The sequence below is a fragment of the Pseudomonas chlororaphis subsp. piscium genome (assembly GCF_003850345.1).
In the GTDB taxonomy this organism is placed as follows: domain Bacteria; phylum Pseudomonadota; class Gammaproteobacteria; order Pseudomonadales; family Pseudomonadaceae; genus Aquipseudomonas; species Aquipseudomonas piscium.
Genome location: NZ_CP027707.1, coordinates 5271919 through 5293166 on the forward strand (window position 1 = coordinate 5271919; position 21248 = coordinate 5293166).

At 63.1% G+C, this 21248-nt stretch carries 24 protein-coding genes and 1 riboswitch; of the genes, 5 read left to right on the forward strand and 19 right to left on the reverse strand.

Features of this window, described 5'->3' with window-relative positions:
- Window positions 1–6: 6 nt before the first annotated feature.
- Together C4K38_RS23630 and C4K38_RS23635 are read right to left on the reverse strand one after the other, a co-directional pair.
- Window positions 7–1374 (reverse strand): DNA recombination protein RmuC, encoded by a 1368-nt coding sequence (locus tag C4K38_RS23630; protein WP_164486275.1) that lies wholly within the window; start codon window positions 1372–1374, stop codon window positions 7–9.
- A gap of 175 nt (window positions 1375–1549) precedes the next feature.
- On the reverse strand, window positions 1550–1873 hold the full coding sequence (locus C4K38_RS23635) for an SEL1-like repeat protein (RefSeq protein ID WP_009045091.1): 324 nt from the start codon (window positions 1871–1873) through the stop codon (window positions 1550–1552).
- Window positions 1874–2803: 930 nt separating this feature from the next.
- Here C4K38_RS23635 and C4K38_RS23645 point away from each other — a divergent pair.
- The 3 genes from C4K38_RS23645 (at window position 2804) to C4K38_RS23655 (ending at window position 5214) form a co-directional block, all read left to right on the forward strand.
- Window positions 2804–3028 carry a hypothetical protein gene (locus C4K38_RS23645; RefSeq protein WP_007927809.1) on the forward strand — a complete coding sequence of 75 codons (225 nt, stop codon included), beginning with the start codon at window positions 2804–2806 and terminating at the stop codon, window positions 3026–3028.
- A gap of 274 nt (window positions 3029–3302) precedes the next feature.
- Window positions 3303–3785, forward strand: a complete 483-nt coding sequence (locus C4K38_RS23650; protein WP_025805636.1) for a hypothetical protein — start codon at window positions 3303–3305, stop codon at window positions 3783–3785.
- Window positions 3786–3930: 145 nt separating this feature from the next.
- A complete protein-coding gene (locus C4K38_RS23655; protein WP_053280425.1) occupies window positions 3931–5214 on the forward strand; it encodes an OmpP1/FadL family transporter in 1284 nt (427 codons plus the stop codon).
- A 73-nt stretch (window positions 5215–5287) separates the two neighbouring features.
- Here C4K38_RS23655 and C4K38_RS23660 read toward each other — a convergent pair whose 3' ends face one another.
- The 14 genes from C4K38_RS23660 to cobO all read right to left on the reverse strand — a co-directional run bounded on the left by C4K38_RS23660 (window position 5288) and on the right by cobO (window position 16626).
- A complete protein-coding gene (locus C4K38_RS23660; protein WP_053280426.1) occupies window positions 5288–5839 on the reverse strand; it encodes a glutathione peroxidase in 552 nt (183 codons plus the stop codon).
- A 67-nt stretch (window positions 5840–5906) separates the two neighbouring features.
- Window positions 5907–6029, reverse strand: a complete 123-nt coding sequence (locus C4K38_RS32750; RefSeq protein ID WP_269458517.1) for a hypothetical protein — start codon at window positions 6027–6029, stop codon at window positions 5907–5909.
- Window positions 6026–7228: an MFS transporter gene (locus tag C4K38_RS23665; RefSeq protein WP_053280427.1), complete on the reverse strand. Its 1203-nt coding sequence runs from the start codon at window positions 7226–7228 to the stop codon at window positions 6026–6028. The genes C4K38_RS32750 and C4K38_RS23665 overlap by 4 nt, the downstream gene beginning before the upstream one ends.
- Before the next feature lie 51 nt (window positions 7229–7279).
- Entirely contained in the window at window positions 7280–7684 is a 405-nt protein-coding gene (locus C4K38_RS23670; protein ID WP_053280428.1) for a MarR family winged helix-turn-helix transcriptional regulator, read from the reverse strand.
- Window positions 7685–7766: 82 nt separating this feature from the next.
- On the reverse strand, window positions 7767–8498 hold the full coding sequence (locus C4K38_RS23675) for an adenosylcobinamide-GDP ribazoletransferase (protein ID WP_053280429.1): 732 nt from the start codon (window positions 8496–8498) through the stop codon (window positions 7767–7769).
- A 2-nt stretch (window positions 8499–8500) separates the two neighbouring features.
- A complete protein-coding gene (gene cobC, locus C4K38_RS23680; RefSeq protein WP_053280430.1) occupies window positions 8501–9076 on the reverse strand; it encodes an alpha-ribazole phosphatase family protein in 576 nt (191 codons plus the stop codon).
- Window positions 9073–10128, reverse strand: a complete 1056-nt coding sequence (cobT, locus tag C4K38_RS23685; protein WP_053280431.1) for a nicotinate-nucleotide--dimethylbenzimidazole phosphoribosyltransferase — start codon at window positions 10126–10128, stop codon at window positions 9073–9075. Before cobT ends, cobC begins: the two co-directional genes overlap by 4 nt.
- Entirely contained in the window at window positions 10125–10646 is a 522-nt protein-coding gene (gene cobU / locus C4K38_RS23690) for a bifunctional adenosylcobinamide kinase/adenosylcobinamide-phosphate guanylyltransferase (RefSeq protein ID WP_053280432.1), read from the reverse strand. The genes cobT and cobU overlap by 4 nt, the downstream gene beginning before the upstream one ends.
- A gap of 61 nt (window positions 10647–10707) precedes the next feature.
- A complete protein-coding gene (locus tag C4K38_RS23695) occupies window positions 10708–12159 on the reverse strand; it encodes a cobyric acid synthase (protein WP_053280433.1) in 1452 nt (483 codons plus the stop codon).
- Entirely contained in the window at window positions 12156–13148 is a 993-nt protein-coding gene (cobD, locus tag C4K38_RS23700) for a threonine-phosphate decarboxylase CobD (RefSeq protein WP_053280434.1), read from the reverse strand. Before cobD ends, C4K38_RS23695 begins: the two co-directional genes overlap by 4 nt.
- Window positions 13141–14049, reverse strand: coding sequence for an adenosylcobinamide-phosphate synthase CbiB (gene cbiB, locus C4K38_RS23705; RefSeq protein WP_053280435.1), 909 nt, complete (start codon window positions 14047–14049; stop codon window positions 13141–13143). Before cbiB ends, cobD begins: the two co-directional genes overlap by 8 nt.
- Window positions 14046–14696: a 5,6-dimethylbenzimidazole synthase gene (gene bluB, locus C4K38_RS23710; protein WP_053280436.1), complete on the reverse strand. Its 651-nt coding sequence runs from the start codon at window positions 14694–14696 to the stop codon at window positions 14046–14048. Before bluB ends, cbiB begins: the two co-directional genes overlap by 4 nt.
- On the reverse strand, window positions 14693–16018 hold the full coding sequence (locus C4K38_RS23715) for a cobyrinic acid a,c-diamide synthase CobB (protein ID WP_009050262.1): 1326 nt from the start codon (window positions 16016–16018) through the stop codon (window positions 14693–14695). Before C4K38_RS23715 ends, bluB begins: the two co-directional genes overlap by 4 nt.
- A complete protein-coding gene (gene cobO / locus C4K38_RS23720; RefSeq protein ID WP_053280437.1) occupies window positions 16015–16626 on the reverse strand; it encodes a cob(I)yrinic acid a,c-diamide adenosyltransferase in 612 nt (203 codons plus the stop codon). Before cobO ends, C4K38_RS23715 begins: the two co-directional genes overlap by 4 nt.
- 80 nt (window positions 16627–16706) lie before the next feature.
- Window positions 16707–16942: riboswitch (cobalamin riboswitch) on the reverse strand.
- A gap of 171 nt (window positions 16943–17113) precedes the next feature.
- Here cobO and C4K38_RS23725 point away from each other — a divergent pair.
- Window positions 17114–17695: a hypothetical protein gene (locus C4K38_RS23725; protein ID WP_053280438.1), complete on the forward strand. Its 582-nt coding sequence runs from the start codon at window positions 17114–17116 to the stop codon at window positions 17693–17695.
- A gap of 72 nt (window positions 17696–17767) precedes the next feature.
- Window positions 17768–19087, forward strand: a complete 1320-nt coding sequence (locus C4K38_RS23730; RefSeq protein WP_053280439.1) for a PQQ-dependent sugar dehydrogenase — start codon at window positions 17768–17770, stop codon at window positions 19085–19087.
- A gap of 2 nt (window positions 19088–19089) precedes the next feature.
- Here the strand turns inward: C4K38_RS23730 and C4K38_RS23735 are convergent, their stop codons facing one another.
- From C4K38_RS23735 to C4K38_RS23745, 3 genes are all read right to left on the reverse strand, one after another.
- The gene (locus C4K38_RS23735) at window positions 19090–19752 is read right to left on the reverse strand and encodes a class I SAM-dependent methyltransferase (protein WP_053280440.1); all 663 of its coding nucleotides are present in this window, start codon (window positions 19750–19752) and stop codon (window positions 19090–19092) included.
- 25 nt (window positions 19753–19777) lie between these two features.
- Window positions 19778–20311: a C40 family peptidase gene (locus C4K38_RS23740; protein WP_007927778.1), complete on the reverse strand. Its 534-nt coding sequence runs from the start codon at window positions 20309–20311 to the stop codon at window positions 19778–19780.
- Window positions 20312–20476: 165 nt separating this feature from the next.
- The gene (locus C4K38_RS23745) at window positions 20477–21100 is read right to left on the reverse strand and encodes a C40 family peptidase (protein WP_053280441.1); all 624 of its coding nucleotides are present in this window, start codon (window positions 21098–21100) and stop codon (window positions 20477–20479) included.
- Window positions 21101–21248: the final 148 nt, after the last annotated feature.

Below are 21248 nucleotides of genomic sequence, written 5' to 3' on the forward strand. Positions count from 1 at the left end.
CTCGGGTCAATCCGGCAGTTCGAGCACGGCGCCGTCGGCATCGGTCATCGCCCGCTCCAGCAGGTCCGCCGGCAGGCTCTTGCTGGCGCGCGCGCCGAGCAACCGCAGTTGCTCGCTGCGGCTGACCAGGTTGCCGCGCCCCTCGGTCAGCTTGTTGCGCGCGGCGCTGTAGGCCTTGTCCAGCTGCTGCAGACGATTGCCGACCTCATCCAGATCCTGAATGAACAACACGAACTTGTCGTACAGCCAACCGGCGCGCTCGGCGATTTCCCGGGCGTTCTGGCTCTGCCGCTCCTGCTTCCACAGGCTGTCGATTACCCGCAGCGTGGCCAGAAGCGTGGTCGGGCTGACGATCACGATGTTGCGATCGAAAGCTTCCTGGAACAGGTTGGGCTCGGCCTGCAAGGCAGCGGAAAAGGCCGCCTCGATGGGGACGAAGAGCAACACAAAATCCAGGCTGTGCAAGCCTTCCAGGCGCTTGTAGTCCTTGCCGGCCAGGCCTTTGACATGATTGCGCAAGGACAGCACATGCTGCTTCAGCGCCGCCTGGCCGATCACTTCGTCGTCCGCCGCGACAAACTGCTGGTAGGCGGTCAGGCTGACCTTGGAATCCACCACCACTTGCTTGTCGCCGGGCAGCATGATCAGTACGTCGGGCTGGAAACGCTCGCCGTCAGGCCCTTTGAGGCTGACCTGGGTCTGGTACTCACGGCCCTTCTCCAGGCCGGCATGCTCCAGCACCCGTTCGAGAATCAGTTCGCCCCAGTTACCCTGGGTTTTCTGGCCCTTGAGCGCGCGCGTCAGGTTGGTCGCCTCGTCGCTCAAGCGCAGGTTCAGTTGTTGCAGGCGCTCAAGTTCCTTGCCGAGGGAAAAACGCTCGCGCGCTTCGGCCTGATAACTTTCTTCGACCCGCTTCTCGAAGGACTGGATGCGCTCCTTGAGCGGGTCGAGCAATTGCCCGAGACGCTGCTGGCTGTTCTCGGCAAAACGCTGCTCACGCTCATCGAAGATCTTGCCCGCCAGCTCGGCGAACTGTGCCCGCAGCTCATCTCGCGAGCCTTGTAGATCGCTCAGGCGTTGCTGGTGACTTTCCTGCTGCTCACGCAGCTCGGCATTCAACGACGCGGCCTGGGCATCCAGGCGCCGCAGTTCGGCTTCTTTGTTGGCCCGTTCAAGGTTCCAGGCGTGGGCGGCATCACGGGCGTTGTCGCGCTCGATCTGCAACAACTCGACTTCCCGGCGTACCGCCGCCAGATCGGCCTGCTTCACGGCATTGGCCTGGCCCAGGTCGCTGATCTCGTCGCGGCAGGCATCGAGCTGGGCATTCAAGCCATCCTGCGCCAGTAGCGCAGTGGCCAGGCGCTCCTCCAGCAGGGACAGTTCGGTTTGGCGGGAACTCAGACGGCGCTGCAGTTGCCAGGCGAGCGCCACCAAGGGCAATGCCGCGCCTGCCAGACCGAGCAGTACGCTGGTCAAGTCCATAGCCATAGCCACTCCAGACAGTGAAATAAAGCTTGAAGGTTAACCAAGGGACCGAGGCTTGGACAGCTCAGTCTTCGATCTGCCCAAGCTCCAGCTGGGCGCGGCGGTCGCCGGCCCGTGCCGCCTGCCGCAGCAGATCGTGGCCGATCCGCCGATCGCGGGCGTTGCCGCATTCGCGGCACATCAGTTGGCCAAGACGACTCTGCGCCGCCACCACCCCTTCCCGGGCAGGCTGCTTGAGCAAACGCCCGGCAAAGTGTTTGACGTTCCGGTTATCCCCCAGGCGCGGACTGTCGAGCAGCCACATGGCCACGCGTAACGAAAAACGCTTGGGTTCGGTAACACTGGAGGAGGCAGAAGTAACAGAAGGTGACACTGAGCGAAACTTCATAAAGCACTGTAGGGCAGATCGGAAGGCGCGCCACTCTACTCCTTTTTTCGCATGCGTAAAGTCGAAAAAACTCGGCACGCCCGTGCTAGAGCAAGCGCTTGGGACAATCCACAGAAGCTGTGGATAACTCAGTGGACAACCGCCCTACAAGTCGCCGAAAGCCGCATGGGACGGGGCCCGCAGTCAAACTGACGATTTTTTCACCAGTAAAAAAAACCGATGTTTTTCATTGACTTAAATTTTCATCGCAGGCATTGGCGGGCCCGGCAGCTGAGGTGACAGGCTGGTGACAGCCTGCGCAACTATTGTGCACAAGTACCCTCGATCCGGTTATATCGCTGCACCTTTTTCGCCCATTCATGGGAGAACAGCATCGAAGACCAAAGATTCCAGTAACAACTTTCTGCTCAACTACGTTGGAAAGCCCGGCCAGCCTCGCCCCTGCGACGCTCATAACCATTTTGCCTAACACACTTGCACCAGCTACATCAATCCGTTATCATCCACAGCGTTAGTACCAAGCTGAAAGTCAATTCTGGTCGAACAAGTCCCCCGGTTCAGCTTCCCTCAAGAGAAGTTTCTACCGACTACACGGGATCGACCACCTCGCTGGTTTCCAGGTAAAGCTTTCGCCGACACCGCCTTTGAACACATTGCAAAGGATGTCGCGAAGCTCTTTTACTCTGACCGAACCAACCTGCAAATTGATCAGGATCTTCACCTGGGGCCCAGAACCTTAACCCCCCGCTGTGATTGCCTGCCCTCCTAAGTACCTACCTGCCAGCCCTAGCGCGCACTTGATAAAGCGCTTCCAACTGGCTGCTTTGTTCCAGTCGGGTTCTTCGTTCGACCAATGGTGGTCGGCGTTACTGGAACGTTTTAACGTTGCACGGTTCTTATCCGTGTCATTTGTAGGAACACCCAATAACTATGTCTACTCAAATCCAGACTCAGGATGCCATTCGCACCCTCACCAACGCTTTTGCTCCAATGAACTGCCTGATCATGGCTGCTCGCAAAGGCTGCTTCAGCTTCACCCTGGTCAACGAACACGGTATCGCTCGTCACAGCGAACGCCTGTACCCCGACCAGTACTCCAGCGCCGAGCCGCTGCAAGCGGTGATCGAGCGCACTCGCCAGGCCTTGACCGCCTGAGACGCCAGAGCGCTGAAAACCCGAAGCCCCGCCTGAACAGCGGGGCTTTTTGTTGCCTGTTATTTCGGTTTTTCCGCCTTCGGCTAAAGCACCATCCGATATAACGGTTATAACTCGAAGCTGAAAATATTTTAAAAACAGTCCTTTACAGCAACGATATGACACTAGACTTCAACTCAAGCGGCATGATCCGCTTCCGGCGAGTCTGACCGATCCACCGCTGCCAAGCTCCCCCATCAGGCCTCGCCGGCCACTTTCACCTTTCGAGGGCTTTATGGGTATTGCCGCCAGCGAACTGTGCCGCTACGTGATCCGCCCGACCCTGATCTATCTGGGCAGCCACAGTCGCACTGCAGAATCACTGCTGCTAGGCATCGCCGCCAGCCAATCCGCCCTCGGCTCCGCCCTGCACGACCGCAGGGGCCACGGCCTCTATCGTATCGCCGAACCCCGCCACCAGGCCCTCTGGGACCACTACCTGGCCCTGGACCCGGAGCGTGCCAGCCTGGTTCGCGGCCTGGCCAGCCAGCATGCATTCCTCAGCGGGCCGCACCTGGAATTGACCGTCAACCTGCGTTACGCCACCGCCATTGCCTGGCTGCTGGTGGAAGAGCAGAACACCCCTCTCCCCGAGGCCGACGACCTGGTCGGCATGGCTCGCATCTGGAAGCAGATCTTCCAGCCACAAGGACGTTTGCGGGACTTCGCCGACGCCTGGCAAACCTGTGTTGCACCGCTGAATCAGGTCGCCTGCTGATCGGGCTTTTTGCAAGATCGCGCAAACAACGGCAATTTTGGTCGGATTGTCCTACAAAACCGCTCTATCTCAAGCCATACAGCCTATAGCGCTGAGGAGGAAATGTTGGTAATTTTCGCTCCGGTGATCACCAGGAGTTCTAATAATGAAAAAAGTAATACTCAAAACCAGTCTTAGCCTTGCCGTTGCCATGGCATCCACCCAACTTTTTGCAAGTGGCTTTGCCCTGAACGAACAAAGCATCAGCGGCATGGGCACTGGTTTCGCCGGTCGATCCTCTGCTGCCGATGATGCAAGCACAGTTTTTGGTAACCCTGCCGGCATGTCGCGCCTGAAACGCCAGCAAATCACTGGCGGCGTCGCGGCCATTGACGCCTCCACCGACATCAACGATGCCAGCGGCAGCCGTAGCGGTACCAACAAAGGCGACATGGTGCCCTTCACCGCCGTGCCAATGGGCTTCTACGTCAAGCCTATCGACGATCAGTGGGCCTTCGGCCTGGGTGTCTACGCCCCATTCGGCCTGATCACCGACTACGAAAACGGCTTCCAGGGTCGTAACTTCGGCAGCAAGAGCGAAGTTAAAGTCATCACTTTCCAGCCAACCGTCAGCTACGCCTTCAACGACAAGGTGTCGATCGGTTTCGGCCCGACCATCAACCGTATTTCCGGTACCCTGGAGTCCGCACTGACCACCCCTCTGTCCCCCAACGACGGCCGTGTGCAGATCAAAGGTGACGACATTGGCTACGGCTACAACATTGGGCTGCTGGTCCAGGCAACCGATACCACTCGCGTGGGCCTGACCTACCACTCGAAGGTCAAGTACAAGCTCGAGGGCCACACTGAAGTCAGCCCAGGCGCCGGCACTCCGAGTGCCCTGCTGCGTGGCGCTCGCTACGATGCTTCGCTGGACATCACCACCCCTGAATCGGCCGACCTGTCGGTAACCCAGGACCTCAACGATGCCTGGAAACTCTACGCCGGTGCGACCTGGACCCGCTGGAGCCGCCTGAAAGACATCACGGTGGAAAACGAAGGCGTAACCGCCAGCGCCGGTGGTCTTCTGGCCCCGGGTGCACTCAGCACCGTCAAGGAAGAGCAGAACTGGCACGATACCTGGGCCTACGCCATCGGTACTTCCTACCAGCTGAACAAGCAGTGGGTACTGCGTACCGGCCTGAGCTTCGACCAGTCGCCAGCCAACAACACCAACCGTTCGCCACGTATTCCTACCGGCGACCGGACCATCTTCAGCCTCGGCGCCGGCTGGAGCCCAACCGGAGACCTGACCATCGACGTGGCCTACTCCTACCTCAAGGAAGAGAAAGTCAAGGTCAACAACCGCAATACGCTCGGCCAGTCTTACAGCTCCGAGTATGAAAACAGCGCGAACGGCTTCGGCGTGGGTGCAACCTACCGCTTCTAAAGCCTGACGGCCTGAACGAAAAAGCCCCGGCATCCAAGGATGCCGGGGCTTTTTTATTGGCCGCAAATAACACTCAAGGCTTGGATGCCAGCGCCTGCTCCACCGCCTCGATCAGTTCCGGACTGTCCAGCTTGGTCAGGCTGGAGAAGTTGGCGATCACCTTGCCCTGGCGATCGACCACATACTTGTAGAAATTCCACTTCGGCGCACTGCTCTGCTCGGCCAGGACCTTGAACAGGTGCACCGCGTCCGGGCCTCGGACCTGCTGCGGCTCGGTCATAGTGAAGGTGACGCCGTAGTTCACATAACAGACCTTGGCCGTTTCCGCGCCATCCCTGGACTCCTGCTTGAAGTCATTGGACGGCACGCCTACCAGCTCCAGCCCCTGATCCTTGTAACGCTGGTACAGCGCTTCGAGCCCCTTGAACTGCGGGGCGAAGCCGCAAAAGCTTGCGGTATTGACCACCACCAGCGGCTTGCCGGCAAAGCGTTGGCACAGGTCGATGGATTCCTTGGCGCGCAGCTTGGGCAACGAGCCCTGCAACAGCGACGGGCATTCGCCCGCCCACGTCGAACCGGCAAACACCATGAGTACAGCTGGAACAGCAAGCCAGCGCGCCAACATATTCAACTCCTTGAAAGTACGTCAGGGGTGAAACTACCCGCCCGGCGGACGCCCTAGCAAGCGCTTCCTAGCAGACGCCCATGCCCAACTGCATCAGCGCCAGCCCACCCTGGTGCCAGCCCCACCAGGCCAACGCCAACAGGGCGACGACAACTGCCAGGACGACCCAGCGCAGGCCTGTCCGGCTCATGCCGCGCTAGCCTGCAAACGCGCGACCGGACGCTCGCGCACCGGCCAGTTCAGGGCCGCGGCCAGTAGACTGAGAAGAATCGCCACCTGCCAGATCAAGTCATAACTCCCGGTTCGATCGTAGACCACCCCGCCGAGCCAGCCGCCGAGGAACGAGCCCAACTGGTGAAACAGAAACACGATGCCGCCCAGCATGGACAGGTTGCGCACACCGAACAAGGTGGCCACCGTGCCATTGGTCAGGGGCACCGTCGACAACCACAGGAAGCCCATGGCCATGCCGAACAGATAAGCACTGACTTGCGTCACCGGCAGCCAGAGGAACAGGCCGATGACCACCGCACGCAACAGGTACAGGCCAGTCAACAAGCGCGGTTTGGACATGCGCCCGCCCAGCCAGCCGGCGGTGTAGGTACCGAAGATATTGAACAGGCCGATCAGCGCCAGCACCGTGGTGCCCACTGTAGCCGGCAAGTGCTGGTCCACCAGGTAGGCCGGCAAATGTATGCCGATGAATACCACCTGGAAACCACAGACGAAAAAGCCGAACGCCAGCAGCCAGAACCCGGAATGGGAGCAGGCTTCGCGCAAGGCCTCGGAGAGGCTCTGCTCATGGCCCAGGCTTGGCAGCGGCTTGTCCTTGAGCATGCTCACCAGCGGCACGATCAAAGCCACCAGCAACCCCAGCACCAGCAGCGCTGACGACCAGCCGAGCCAGCCGATCAAACCCAGGGTGCCCGGCAGCATGGCGAACTGACCGAACGAACCGGCCGCACTGGCAATGCCCATGCCCATACTGCGTTTTTCCGGCGGTAGTGCGCGCCCCACCACGCCGAGAATCACCGAGAACGAGGTCCCTGAAAGGCCGATACCAATCAGCAACCCGGCGCTCAACGACAGCGACAGCGGCGAATCGGCCAACCCCATGAACAGCAGGCCCACGGCGTACAACACGCCGCCGATCACCACCACCTTGGCCGCGCCGAAGCGGTCAGCCAGGGCTCCAGTGAAAGGCTGGGCCAGGCCCCAAATGAGGTTCTGCAAGGCGATGGCAAAGGCAAACACCTCGCGCCCCCAGCCGAATTCCGCGCTCATGGGCGGCAGAAACAGCCCGAAGCCGTGTCGAACCCCCAGCGACAAGGCCAGGATCAGCGCACTCCCGAGAAGAACCCAACCGCTGGTACGCCACATCGAAGTCATTTTATTCTCCATTTACGGGTATATACCCGCTTATCATCGAACGAACAGTGCTCACGACAGTTCGTTCAGCAAGGCCAGCAAGGTTTCGCGTTTCTCTACACCCAGACGGTCGATCAAGCGCTGTTGCGCCGCTTCCCAGGCCGGCAAGGCCGCCAGCAGTCGTTGTTGGCCCTCCTTGGTCAGCTGGACGATGCGATTGCGTTGATCCTCGCCCTCGGACAGCCGGACCAGCCCCTCGCCTTCCAGCACCCGCAGGTTGCGGCCCAGCGTGCTGCGATCCAGGCCCATGGCCTCGGCCAGGCTGGAAATGCTCGGCTGGTCCAGGCGCTGCAGGTTGCTCAGCAAGGAATACTGGGCAACGTTGATCCCGAAGCCGTCGAGAGCGCCGTCGTAGAACCTGCTGACGCCACGGGCGGCACGACGCAGGTTGGTGCACAGACATTGAGATGGAAGCATGGTGCGTGTATATACCCGCGATTAACGGAATGCAAGAAATTTGCAAAATCCAGAGCCCGGATAAAACCAGCACCCTGCTTTTCTAGAACAACGCCAGCCCCACCAGGACCGCCACCTCCAGCAGTTCCAGCAGAGCCCCCGCCGTGTCCCCGGTGGTGCCGCCCAGGCGACGTAGCATCAGCTGGCGCAAGCCGACAAAAACCACGCCCGCCAGCAGCAACGCCAGCACCGCGCTATAGCCACCGAGCACTACGCACGCCAGCGCTGCGAGCGCCAGCACCCACTTGCCGGCCAGACGCGGCAGATGATTCGCCAGCGCCTGCCCAAGGCCACCAGGGCGCACATAAGGCGTGCAGAGGAACAGCCCCAGCAAGGCGCCACGACCGATCAGCGGCGCCAGCAACAAGGCAACGCCGACCTGCTGCTCGATCAGCGCTACCAACGCGGCGAACTTGAGCAGCAATACCAACCCCAGGGTGACCACGGCGATCGGCCCGCTGCGAGGATCCTTCATGATTGTCAGCGTGCGCTCGCGATCGCCGAAGCCGCCCAGCCAGGCATCCGCGCTGTCGGCCAGCCCGTCCAGATGCAGGGCACCGCTGAGCAGCACCCAGACCGTCAGCAACAACGCCCCATGCAGCAACAACGGCGCGCCCATCAACAACTGGTTCATGCCCCAGAGCAGCAGCCCGAATAGCAGGCCAACCAGCGGATAGAACAGCAACGACCGGCCCATTTCCTCGGGCGACGGCATGCCCGGCAAACGCACCGGAAAACTGCTGAGAAATTGCAGGGCGATCCAGAATGGCAGCACGCTCAGACTCCTTCGCTCAACACCAGGCCCGCCTCGACAGTCAGGGCGAACAAGGCACCGTGAGCGACCTCGACATTCAGCAACTGCTCGCGCGGCAAACCCCGGGCCCGGGCCAGCAACAACCGCATCACCCCGCCATGGCTGACCAGCAGCACCCGCTCGCCGGCATAACGCTGGTGCAGACGCTCGACCGCCCCCAGCACTCGCTCGGAAAACGCCAGCACCGGCTCGCCCTGCGGCGGGGTAAAGGCATAGGGATCGGCCCAGAACCGCCCCAGCGCCTCGGCGTCGGTCGCCATCAACGCCGCCGCGCTCTGCCCTTCCCAGGCACCGAAATGCAGCTCTTGCAGATCCGGGTCCAGGCTCACCGGCAACGCCAGGCGCACGCCCAGTTCCTCGGCGAAACGCGCACAGCGTTGCAAGGGCGAGCTCACCAACCGATCCCAAGGCCCCTGGCCGGCGACGGCGGCACGCATCTGCTGCCATCCGGCATCGGTCAGGGCATCGTCGAGGCTGCCGCGCAGGCCACCACCGAGTTCGGTTTCGCCATGGCGCAGCAGGTCCAGGCGCAAGGTCATGCCGGGCGATCCGCCACGGCCGCTTCGGCGAAGGTCGCCATCTGCCCGTGCAGGTCACAGGCCAGACGCAGCAAGGGCACCGCCAGCGCCGCACCACTGCCCTCGCCCAGGCGCAAACCGAGGTCCAGCAAGGGCTCGGCCTCGAGGGTCTGCAGGATATGCCGATGCCCCGGCTCGGCCCCTCGGTGGCCGAACAGCAACCACTGGCGGCACTCGGGGTTCAGCCGCACTGCTACCAGCGCCGCCACGCTGCAAATGAAACCGTCGACCAGCACCGCCACGCCTTCCTGGGCACAGGCCAGGTACGCCCCCACCAGGGCAGCGATTTCGAAGCCGCCGAGGTTGAACAAGGTCTGCAAGGCATCGCCACGCTGGGCGGCATGCAGGCTCAAGGCACGCTCGATCACCCGCGCCTTATGGCTGACACCCGCCGCATCCAGGCCGGTGCCCGGCCCCGCAAGGTGCGCCACCGGAATGTCCAGCAAGGCGCAGGCCACGGCGCTGGCCGCGGTGGTGTTGCCGATGCCCATCTCGCCACCGATAAATAGCTCGCTGCCCTGCTCGACGGCCCGCAGCACACTGTCACGTCCAGCCCGCAAGGCTTGCTCGCCCTGGGCCTGGGTCATGGCCGGCCCCTCAACGAAGTTGCAGGTGCCCGGCCCTAGGTTCAAATGACGCACGCCAGTCAGGTTCAGCCCGGGTGTCACCGTACCGAGGTCGACCACTTCCAGGCGTGCCCGCAGCTGCCGCGCCAATACGCTGATGGCCGCACCGCCAGTGACGAAGTTGTGCAGCATCTGCCCGGTGACTTCCTGCGGATAAGCCGAAACGCCCTCGGCCACTACTCCGTGGTCACCGGCGAAAATCGCGATCCACAGTTGCTCCAGGCCAGGCTTGACCCGCCCCTGCAAGCCGGCCAGCTGTACCGCTACCCGCTCCAGCTGCCCCAGCGAACCCGCGGGCTTGGTCAATTGCTGCTGACGCGACCGCGCCGCCTCCAGGGCTTGAGTGTCGAGCGCCTTGCACGGCCGCTGCCACCAGAAGTCATTCATAACGCAGTTCCTTTCAGAGTCAGTGGCAGGCCGGCCACCGTCAGCACTACCCGCTGACAACGCTCGGCCAGGGCTTGATGCAGCCAACCGGCTTCATCGACATAACGGCGAGTCAATTCGCCCAGCGGCACGACACCCATTCCGGTCTCGTTGCTGACAAAAATGATTTCGCCCGGCAGCGACGCCAGGCACTGCAACAGCGCTTCGCGCTCACTGGCGAGCCGTTCGGCATCCTCCAGCAGCAACAGGTTGGTCAGCCACAAGGTCAGGCAATCCACCAGCAGGCAGCGCTCGGCGCTCGCCGCTTCACGCAGCACCCGCGCCAGCTCCAGCGGCTCCTCGATCAATGCCCATTCGGCCGGACGCCGTTCGCGGTGATGGGCAATGCGCTGATTCATTTCGCCATCCAGCGCCTGGCTGGTGGCGATATAGGTCACGGCCAGGCCGCTCTCGCCGGCGAGTTTTTCAGCCAGACGACTCTTGCCGGAGCGGGCGCCGCCGAGGATCAGTTGCAACATGCTTGGAAACCCTTGAATTGAGGTACAACCACAGCAGCGCCGCAAAACCGGCGCCGACGCTCTAAAGCCCGCAAAGCTGGCGCAGGCGCTCGGTGTCCAGATGCTGTTCCACCAGGTCGGCCAGGCGCTCGATGTCGCGTTCGCGCAGGGCGTGGTAATCGACCGCCTGCACCTCGCGCAACCCTGCCCAGCGCAGCAATGCGCTGCAGGCCGCCGGTGTTTCGAACAGACCATGCAGGTAGGTGCCGAGAATCTGCCCATCGTCGCTGCGCGCGCCGTCGCAACGGCCGTTGTCCAGAGTCACAGCCGGCAGTTCCAGCCCAGGCCCCGTCGTAACCCCGGCATGGATCTCATAACCGCTGACCTCCGCCTCCTCCAGCGCCAGGCGTCCACGCACGTTGCGCAGTTGCTTCTCTTGCTCCAGCACCGTCTCGAATGCCAGCAGCCCCAGCCCCGCGCTGGAGCCTGGCGCGCCTTCCAGCCCCAGGGGGTCGTGCAGCTGCTCGCCGAGCATCTGCAAACCGCCGCAGATGCCCAGCAACTTGCCGCCATAGCGCAGGTGCCGGGCGATGGCCGTGTCCCAGCCCTGGGCACGCAGATACGCCAGGTCGCTGCGCACGCTTTTCGAGCCGGGCAGGATGATCAGGTCGGCCGGCGGAATCGCCTGGCCAGGACCGATGAATTGCAGGTCCACCTGGGGGTGCAAGCGCAGCGGATCGAAGTCGGTGTGATTGCTAATGCGCGGCAACACCGGCACTAGCACTTTCAGCACCTGCTCGGCCTTGTCGGCCTGACGCTGATCGATGCCGTCCTCGGCCTCCAGATGCAGGTCCAGCACATAGGGCAGCACGCCGATCACCGGTTTGCCGGTACGCGCCTCGAGCCAGTCGAGACCCGGTTGCAACAGGGCGATATCGCCGCGAAAACGGTTGATGATGAAACCTTTGACCCGCGCCTGCTCGCTCGGCGACAACAGCTCCAGGGTGCCTACCAGGTGAGCGAAAACCCCGCCACGGTTGATGTCGGCGATCAGCAGCACCGGGCAGTCCACCGCTTCGGCAAAGCCCATGTTGGCGATATCGCCGGCCCGCAGGTTGATCTCCGCCGGCGAGCCCGCGCCCTCCACCATCACCACCGGATAGGCCGCGCTCAGGCGTTGGTGAGAGGCCAGCACCGCCTGCATGGCGATGGCCTTGTAGTCGTGATAGGCCACTGCGTTCATGGTGGTCACCGCACGGCCGTGAATGATCACCTGGGCCCCGGTGTCGCTGTTGGGCTTGAGCAGCACCGGGTTCATGTCGGTATGCGGCTCCAGGTGCGCGGCCTGGGCCTGCACCGCCTGGGCCCGGCCGATCTCGCCACCGTCGGCGGTCACCGCGCTGTTGAGGGCCATGTTCTGCGGCTTGAAAGGAACGACGCTCACCCCTTGGCGCGTCAGCCAGCGGCAGAGCGCCGTCACCAGGGTGCTTTTACCGGCATCGGAGGTGGTGCCCTGCACCATCAGGGTGGTCATGGATGTTCCTTGGCGTAGGCGACAAAGGCCTGTTCGAGACGCGACCAGTCGGCTTCGTCGGCCGGCAGGCCGAAGCGCAGGCTGCTGTTGTGGGTGAACAGCCGCAGCAGGATGCCCCGGCGCGCCATGAACTCATGCAACAGCTCGGCGCGATCGGTGATCAGCCACTGGAACAACGCACAGCCTCCCTGGGGTTTCAGGCCGTGGCGCTCGAGCAGTTGCGCCAGGCGCAGGCTCGCCGCTTCACTGCGCAGCCGTTGCCGCCCATGGCCTTCATTGTCGCGCAGGCACACCTGGCCCAGCACCCGGGTCGGCCCGCTGACGGCCCAGGGGCCGACCTGTTCGGCCAGCAGCTTGAGCAGCTTGCGCTCGGCCAGGACGAAGCCCAGGCGCACACCGGCCAGGCCGAAAAACTTGCCGAAGGAACGCAGGACGATCAACCCCACCTGATCGGCCTGGGCCGCCAGGCTCAGCTGGGGAGTGTTGTCCATGAAGGCCTCGTCGACCACCAGCCAGCCACCGCGCTGCGCCAGGCGCGCGTGCCAGTCCAGCAGGCGCTCCGGGGTCAGGCTCAGGCCCGTGGGGTTGTTCGGGTTGACCACCACCAGCACGTCCAGGCTGTCGAGGAAAAAGTCTACTTCCTGTTCCAGCACCTCACGCACGATGTAGCCGCTGCGGCGCCAGGCTTCGGCGTGTTCGGCATAACAGGGCGACAGCACGCCGACCTTGCCGGCGCGACGCAAACGCGGGAGCAGTTGGATCGCCGCCTGGGAGCCGGGCACCGGCAACACATGGGCGGCGCCGTAGTAGTCACGGGCGGCCTGCTCCAGGCCATCATCGGTTTCCGGCAGGCGCGCCCAGGCCCGCATGCCGATCTCGGGAATCGGCCACGGCCAGGGCGCCAGGCCGCTGGACAGGTCCAGCCAGTCGGCCTCGGCGATGCCGTATTGCTCGGCCGCCTTGCGCAGGCGGCCACCGTGCTCAAGCATAGAACTCAGCTCCCACGCAGAGAATCAGCAGCCATAACCAGACTCCACGCTGTACCAGTTGCCAGCCACGATCGATGGACGAAGCATCGGCCGCCGCCCCCTCGCCCAGCTGCGGCCGCTGGTGCAGCTCGCCGTGATAGATCGCCGCGCCGCCCAGCTCGACACCCAGGGCTCCGGCCCCGGCCGCCATCACCGGCCCGGCATTCGGGCTGTCCCAGGTCGGCCCCTGGCGGCGCCAGCATTTCAGCGCCAGGCGGGTCTTGCCCAGCAAGGCATACGTCAGGGCTACCAGGCGGGCCGGAATATAGTTGAGCAGATCGTCGATCTTCGCCGCCGCCCAGCCGAAACGCTCGAAACGTTCATTACGATAGCCCCACATCGCATCCAGGGTGTTGCTCAGGCGATAGAGCACCACGCCCGGCACGCCGGCCACGGCAAACCAGAACAAGGCAGCGAACACCGCGTCGCTGCCGTTCTCCAGCACCGACTCGGTGGCGGCTCGGGCAACTTCAGTGGCATCCAGTTCGCTGGTCTGGCGGCTCACCAGGTAACTGACCCGCTGCCGCGCCAGATCCAGGTCGTCGCTGCGCAAGGCCTGGGCCACCGGCTCGACATGCTCGCCGAGGCTGCGCAGGCCGAGGGCGCAGTACAGCGCCAGGATCTCGAACAGCCAGCCGATATAGGGCAGCCAGGAAAACAGCGTTGCCAGCAGGGTCAGCGGCAGCACCGCGATGACCCAGGCGGTGACGCCATGACTGCGCCAGCCGCGACCGCCGGAGTTGAAACGTTGCTCGATGCGATCGGCAAAACGGCCGAACGCCACCAGCGGATGCCAGCGTTTGGGTTCGCCCAGCAACGCATCCAGCGCCACCCCGGCGACACTCAGCAACGCCACACTCATTGACTCACTCCCCAGTAGTTTTCATACAGCAACTCACTCAGCGGACGCTCCCGCGCCCAGCCTTCGAGCACCAGCATTGGGGCCGGGTAAAACTCGCCCACCGGGCCCAGGCACAGCACCGCCAGCGGCTTGGCCCCGGCCGGCAGGCCCAGCAGCTCGGCCAGGGCAGCGGGCTCGAACAGAGACACCCAGCCCATGCCCAGCCCTTCGGCCCGAGCCGCCAGCCACAGGTTCTGAATCGCGCAGGAAAGCGAAGCCATATCCATTTCCGGCAAGGTGCGCCGGCCAAAGATATGCCGCTCACGGTCGTCCATCAGCGCCGCCACCAGGACCTCGGCGCAGTCGTTGATGCCTTCGACCTTGAGCTTCATGAACTCGTCGGAGCGCTCGCCCAGGGCCTCGGCAGTGCGCACCCGCTCCTCTTCCACCAGTTGCTGGATCTGCCCGCGCAACGGTCGGTCGCTGATACGGATGAAACGCCAGGGCTGCATCAGGCCGACGCTGGGCGCCTGGTGCGCCGCCTCCAGCAGGCGACGCAAGACCGGTGGCTCGACTGTGCCCCCGACGAAGTGGCGCATGTCACGACGCTCGGCGATCGCGCGATAGACCGCGTCGCGCTCGGCCGCGGAAAAGGCGTTGTCGCTCATGGGCACCGCGCGAGCACGCTCGCTCCTGCCGGCGCCAGCAGGGCCGCCACCGCTTCGGGGTTGGACGGGAAATAGAAATGCACGTAAGAGGCGGTCATCCGCCCTTCACGGTAAACCGCTTCCGCGCCGCGCCCACCATTCGGGCTCAGGCCCCGGGCGATCGGCGCAAGCTCGGTGCTGGTCAACGAGTGGTGGTAGGTATGGCCGCGCAGCGAACCTTCCGGCAATTCCACCGCCTGCAAGGCCAGGGCCGCCAGGCGCTTTTGCATCACCGCATCACCGGGCAACAGGCCCAGCAGTTCGGCACGCTCGCCGTCGACGTCGGTCAGGGAGTCCAGCAGATACAACATGCCGCCGCACTCGGCGAGCAAGGGTTTGCCAGCGGCGTGGTGCGCACGGATCGCGCTGAGCATCGAGCCGTTCGCCGCCAGCGCCCGGTGATGCAGCTCCGGGTAACCGCCTGGCAGGTACAGGCTGTCTGCCTCGGGCAGTACCGCGTCATGGATCGGCGAGAAAAAGCCCAGCTCGGCGCCCATGGCCCGCAGCAGATCCAGGCTCGCGCCATAGGTAAAGGCAAAGGCTTCGTCGCGGGCCACGGCAATGCGTACCCCGGCCAACAGCGGCTCGACGGCAACTGTCTGGGGAGCGGCAAACGCCACGGCCGGCGGCAGGGCCACTTCGCAGCTGTCAGCCAAGGCGGCCGCCGCCGCGTCAAGACGCAGATCCAGATCGTTGAGTTCGCTGGCCTGCACCAGCCCCAGATGGCGGCTGGGCAGTTCGATGCCGGTTTCCCGGGACAGCGCGCCGTACCAGCGCAGGCCTTCGGTCAGGCTGCCTTCGAGCAACTGCGCATGGCGTAAGGTACCGACGCGGTTGGCCAGCACCCCGGCGAACGGCAGGTCCGGCTGATAACGCGCCAGCCCCAGCGCCAGGGCACCAAAGGTCTGGGCCATGGCGGTGCCATCAATCACCGCGAGCACCGGCACCCCGAAATGCCGCGCCAGGTCGGCACTGGACGGCGTGCCGTCGAACAGCCCCATCACGCCTTCGATCAGGATCAGGTCCGCCTCGCCGGCGGCCTCCCACAACAGGCGGCGGCTTTCCTGCTCGCCGACCATCCACATGTCCAGCTGATACACCGGCGCGCCACTGGCACGCTCGAGGATCATCGGGTCGAGAAAGTCCGGGCCGCACTTGAACACGCGTACCTTGCGTCCCTGATTGCGATGCAGGCGGGCGAGCGCGGCGGTCACGGTGGTCTTGCCCTGACCGGAAGCCGGCGCGGCAATCAATACCGCCGGGCAATGACGGGCATCACTCACAGTTCGACGCCTTTTTGCGCTTTGATCCCGGCCTGGAAGGCATGCTTGACCATGCCCATTTCAGTGACGGTGTCGGCCAGGTCGATCATCTCCGACTTGGCGCCACGCCCGGTGACCACCACATGCTGCATTGGCGGCCGCGCCTGCAGGTCGCTGAGTACCTGATCCAGGTCCAGATAGCCGTGCTTGAGGGCGATGTTCAATTCGTCGAGCACCACCAGGCCGATGTTCGGATCGCTCAGCAGTTCGCGGGAAACCGCCCAGGCGGCTTCGGCGGCGGCGATGTCGCGCTGGCGGTCCTGGGTTTCCCAGGTGAAGCCTTCGCCCATGACATGGAAACGCACCTGCTCCGGGAAGCGCCGGAAGAACAATTCCTCGCCGGTGCTGTTGCGGCCTTTGATGAACTGCACCACGCCACATTGCATGCCGTGGCCCATGGCCCGCGCGAGCATGCCGAAGGCCGAGCTGCTTTTGCCTTTGCCGTTGCCGGTCAGCACCAGCAGCAAGCCGCACTCGTTCGGCGAGTTGGCGATGCGTTCATCGATCACGGCTTTTTTGCGCAACATGCGCGCCAGATGGCGTTCGTCACGATCAGGGGATTCAGTCATGGGGCAGCTCTCCGTTGGGGCTGGATAACGGGGGGCAGGAATAGGAATAGACGGCGCAAGCCTGGCATCGCCCACCGTGATGCCGTTGGATGGATCAGGCCGGTCTCCGGGCTTGTGAGTGGCTAGGATGCCCAACTGCGCGCCTTCCCATGTCGACAGTCGACACAGTGGCATCAGGCGCAGTCTTGACTCACTTACCGTTGCGGGGGCAGCGCCGGAATCGTCGTGCGTGCGCCTTCGGCACGCGTACTCACCGGCTTCCCTGTTTCACTCTGTCGACCTGCGGCCACAGAGCACCTGAAACAAGTCGCGAAGGTTAGAGGGTTGGGGGTGGAGCGTCAATTAAAGCCGGGGGGCCGACAGATCGACGAACTGCTGCATATCGGAAATATGACGCCAATCTTGTGCCACACTCAGCACAGTGATATCAAATAGCCATAATCCAGTTAAAAAACTCCAATATCTCAACAATAATAGGAAAAGTCCGATGAAAGGCATGATCGTCAGTAATCCGAAACTGGAATTCCTGCGCCCTGCCCTGGAACGCTGGTTCGATTGCATCGACCGTTACAACGCCGTGCGCGGCGATAACGAAAGCCCTTACTGGTTCGACGAAAAAGCCAACCTGGGATTGCTCTCGGCGGCAGCCTGGATGGCGGAGATGGTCACCCTGGAACACACCCCGAGCAAAAAACAGGTCGAGGACGGCAACCGCAGCGGCCGCACCGACCTGTACATCGCCACGCAGGAGGAACGCGTCTATATCCAGACCACCCAGCGCTGGCCCCGGGTCAACAGCCTGCACCTGACCCAACCGTTGCTGGATGCCGCCAGCGACGCGAAAAAAGCTAGCTACCCCAGCGATCTGAAACTTGGCTGCCTGTTCGTCACGCCACAGAAAACCCAGCACAGCGCCACCCCGGAAGAACTGCAGGACATGGTCGACGACCTGCAAAAGGAACATTGCTGCGCCGTCGCCTGGTACTTCCCCTACGCGTACCGCAAATTGCGCAACGAAGCCGGCAACTATCACCCCGGCGTTGCCGTACTGTTCAAGGAAGCACGCTGAACGGGTTGAACCATCGCCCGTCTGTGCTTCTCTATGACTACACCGACGTCGTGCATTCATAGGGAAATCAGCATGCTCAAGCCTCGATACGCAATCCTTATTACCCTCGCCACAGGCCTTGCCGCCTGTGGCGAAACCTCCACCCTCCAGGTCTCCGACGGCACCGGCCCCTCGCCGAAACTGCCCGAACCGAACAAGACCCTGTTCCCGACCGTGAACATCGCACCCGCGATCGGCTGGCCACAAGGCGCCAAACCGGTGGCCGCCGCCGGCACCCAGGTGGCCGCATTCGCCGAGGGCCTGGACCATCCGCGCTGGTTGTATGTGCTGCCCAACGGCGACGTGCTGGTGGCGGAGACCAACGCCCCGCCCTCCCCCGATGAAGGCAAGGGTATTCGCGGCTGGATCGCCGGCAAGATCATGAGCCGTGCCGGCGCCGGCGTGCCCAGCCCAAACCGTATTACTCTGCTGCGGGACAAGGACCACGACGGCGTGGCGGAAACCCGCACGGTGTTCCTGGAAAATCTCAACTCGCCGTTCGGCATGACCCTGGTGGGCAATGACCTGTACGTCGCCGACACCGATCGCCTGCTGCGCTTCCCCTACAAGGACGGCGACACCAAGATCAGCGCCCAGCCGACCAAGGTGGTCGACCTGCCTGGCGGCCCGCGGAATCACCACTGGACCAAAAACGTGATTGCCAGCAAAGACGGCAGCAAGCTGTACGTCACGGTCGGCTCCAACAGCAACGTCGGCGAAAACGGCATGGATCAGGAGGAAGGTCGCGCCGCCATCTGGGAAGTCGATCGCGCCACCGGCAAACAACGGATTTTCGCCTCAGGCCTGCGCAACCCCAACGGCATGGCCTGGGAACCGCAAAGTGGCAAGCTATGGACCGCGGTCAACGAGCGTGACGAGATCGGCAGCGATCTGGTGCCGGACTACATCACCTCGGTCAAGGACGGCGCCTTCTATGGCTGGCCATACAGTTACTACGGCCAGCATGTGGATGTGCGCGTCACTCCACAGAACCCGGGCCTGGTGGCCAAGGCCATCGCCCCGGATTATGCCGTCGGCCCGCATACCGCCTCCCTGGGCCTGGCATTCGCCGAAGGCAGCACGCTGCCGGCGCCGTTCACCCATGGCGTGTTCATCGGCCAGCATGGCTCGTGGAACCGCAAGCCCCACAGCGGCTACAAAGTGATCTTCGTGCCCTTCGCCAACGGCAAGCCGGTGGACCAACCGGTGGATGTCCTGACCGGTTTCCTCAGCGCCGACGAGAAAGCCATGGGCCGCCCGGTCGGCGTAGTGATCGACAAGCAAGGGGATCTGCTGGTGGCCGATGATGTCGGCAACAAGGTCTGGCGCGTGTCAGCAGCCAAGGCGCAATAGGTTCAGCGCTTGCGGCACAGGGTCAAGCCGTCTCCCAGGGGCAGCAGCGACAGGTCGACACGCGGGTCATCCTTCAAGGCACGATTGAGTGCCTGGATGGCCCGGGTGTCTTCGCTCTGGGGATTCTCCTCCAGCACCCGACCGCTCCACAGCGTGTTATCGAACACCGCCAGCCCGCCCACCCGCAGCAGGCGCAGGGCACTTTCCAGATAAGCCGGGTAATTGGCCTTGTCGGCGTCGATGAAGACCAGGTCGAAACCATCCTCGCCCTCCTCCCGCTCAATGCTGGCCAAGGTCTCCAGGGCCGGCGCCAGACGCAACTCGATCCGCCCGGCGACACCCGCTTCCTGCCAGTAGCGGCGCGCGGTGGCGTTGTAGTCTCCCGGGATGTCACAGCAGATCAACTGGCCATCCTCCGGCAAGGCCGCGGCTATGGACAAGGCGCTGTAGCCGGTGAAAGTCCCCACCTCCAGCACACGCCTGGCACCGATCAGTTTGATCAGCAAGGCGAGGAACTGCCCCTGCTCGGGCGCCACCTGCCAGCGCGCCATGGGCAGCGCCTGGGTTTCGTCGCGCAGACGGCGCAGCAACGGCGTTTCGCGCAGGGAAACGTCGAGCAGGTAGTGATAGAGGGCGTCGTCGAGGTTGAGGGTACGAGCGGTCATGACAACCTCGACGCAGAGATGGAACCTAAGGGTTGTGCGCCAGATGCTCTGGCTGCAGCACGCGCTTGGCGCTCAGGTAGGCTTTTTGCCAATAGGCCTTGGACAGGCTGTCCAGCTTCACCGTACCGCCGGTGGCCGGCGCATGGACGAAGCGGCCTTCGCCGACATAGATGCCCGCGTGGCTGACCTGAGAACCGCCATTGGTGGCAAAAAATATCAGGTCGCCGGTCTGCAAGGCGTTCTTGCCGACATTCGGTGCACGCATGCCGATCATTTCGCGGGTCGAGCGCGGTAGCGAGATACCGGCCGCGTCGCGATAGACGTAACCGATCAGGCCACTGCAATCGAATCCGGAGTCCGGTGTGTTGCCGCCCCAGCGATAAGGCGTGCCCACCAGGCCCAACGCACGAAACAGCACGTCTTCGGCAGCCGGCGAGAAGGTCTGGGGAGTATTGAAAACGGGAGCACGTACCACAGGCGCGGGAGGCGGGGTACGACTGGCGCACGCGCTGAGTAGCGCGGCGAGAACGATCAATGCGAGGCGGGCCGACGTCGACATATGCAGAACAATCCTGATCTGGATGCGGCTTTCTCTGCCGTGAGGCCGAAAACAAAACCGCGTAAGCAGGGCTTACGCGGTTAGTTTTCAACAATAGATCAGGATTCTAGCGTCTACGCGCCAAACTTCAAGTAAGACTTTAACTTCACCTTACAAAAAGTCCGCTTACTTGCGTGCGGTGACCACGGTCGGGGCCATGGCGAGGGCGCGCTTGGCTTCGATGAAGGTCTTGCTCCAGTAGCTGTCGCCCAGGCTGTCCACTCGCACACCACCGCTGCGGCGGCTGCTGGAATGGATGAACTGGTCGTCGCCCAGGTAGATGCCAGCGTGGCTTACACGACCGCGACGGCCATTGGTGGCGAAGAACAACAGATCGCCCGGCTGCAGCTTGTTACGCGCAACCAGCGGAGCGTTAACGTTGATCATTTCACGGGTGGAGCGCGGCAGATTCATGCCGGCTTCTTCACGGAACAGGTAGCCGATGAAACCGCTGCAATCGAAACCGGCTTCAGAGGTACCGCCGAAACGGTAACGGGTACCGATCAGGGACATGCCACGTTCGAGGATACTGTCAGCCAGCACTGGCAGCTGGTAAGGCTTGCTGTCAGCGAACTCGGCGAGTTCTTTTTCGGTTGCCAGCTCTTCCTGGAAAATAGCGGAAGACTGGGCTTTGGAAGAGTTTTGAACCTGTTGTTGCTGCTCTTGTTGGCTCACCGGAGAGTGGGTGGCGCAACCAAACAACAGGGTGACGAGTGCAAGAGGCACGAGGGGTGCGAAGCGCTTCAGCATGGGCACGACCGTGGCTTAAAGTTATAAAGAAGCCGCGACTATGCCTTCTATCGCTCTAATTTGCAAATTCAATCGATTGAAATGTGACTTATCGGTTTCTACTCAACATCTAAGGCCTTAAGCCCATTTTAAACGCACGCGCCTCTGG